This window comes from Streptomyces sp. NPDC025273, assembly GCF_040638585.1.
Classification (GTDB): Bacteria; Actinomycetota; Actinomycetes; order Streptomycetales; family Streptomycetaceae; genus Streptomyces; species Streptomyces cinereorectus.
Map to the genome: position 1 here is coordinate 1 of NZ_JBEZYP010000057.1, position 1,267 is coordinate 1,267.

The 1,267-nt window shown below is 63.3% G+C and carries 1 protein-coding gene; it reads right to left on the reverse strand.

The genetic code is table 11. The features are described from left to right. Window positions 1-1,267 (reverse strand): condensation domain-containing protein (locus AB0F38_RS31675; protein WP_361900897.1); only part of this gene is annotated, 1,267 nt, incomplete at both ends.

Sequence of the window (1,267 nt, forward strand, 5' to 3'; positions counted from 1 at the left end):
GATCCGTGCGCTCGACGAAGTTGAACCCCAGATCGAACTTCGCCGCACCACCCTCACCATCCACCGGACGCGCCACCAGACCCGGCAGATCCAACGACGCCACCGCGTTGTTCTGCAACACGATCATCACCTGGAACAACGGATGACGCGCCAACGACCGCGACGGCTGCAACGCATGCACCAACTGCTCGAACGGCACATCCTGATGCGCGTACGCCGCCAGATCCGTCACCCGGACCCGCTCGACCAACTCACCGAACCCAGGATCCCCCGACACATCCGAACGCAACACCAACGTATTGACGAAGAACCCCACCAACTCGTCCAACGCCGCATCCGTACGACCAGCAATAGCCGTACCCAAAGGAATATCCGCACCACCCCCCAACCGCGACAACAACCCCGACACACCCGCCTGCAACACCATGAACAAACTCGCACGCGACGAACGCGCCAACCCCACCAGATCCCGGTGCAACCGCGCACCCAACTCCACCGAAACCGTCCCGCCCCGATAACTCGACACCACAGGACGAACCCGGTCCACCGGCAAACTCAACTCATCCGGCAAACCATCCAACACCCCACGCCAATAACCCAACTGACGCGAAATCGCCGAATCCTCGTCACCCTCATCACCCAACACCTCACGCTGCCACAACGCATAATCCGCATACTGCACCGGCAACGCATCCCAACCAGGCGCCACACCCCCCAACCGCGCCCGATAAGCCACACCAAGATCCCGCGCCAACGGAGCCTGCGACCAACCATCACCAGCAATGTGATGCACCACCACACACAACACATGCTCAACCGCGGAAACCCGGAACAACGACACCCGCACCGGCAGATCCACCGACAAATCGAAACCCGCCGACGCCACCCCCGCCAACGCCGCGTCCACACCCCCCGCCGACACATCCACAACCTCGAACGGCACCACCACATCCCCAGCCGCGACCACCTCCTGCCACGGCTCACCCCCCACATCCGGGAACACCGTCCGCAACGACTCGTGACGCCCCACCACATCAACCAACGCGGCACGCAACGCCACCACATCCAGCACACCCGACAACCGCACACCCAACGGAATGTTGTACGTCCCGCTCGGCCCCTCCATACGGTTCAAGAACCACAACCGCCGCTGAGCGAACGACAACGGCACCCGGTCAGGACGCACCATCGGCACCAACGCCACACGCCCACCCACCGACGAACCCACCACCCGCTCCGCCAACGCCACCACCGACTGCGCATCGAA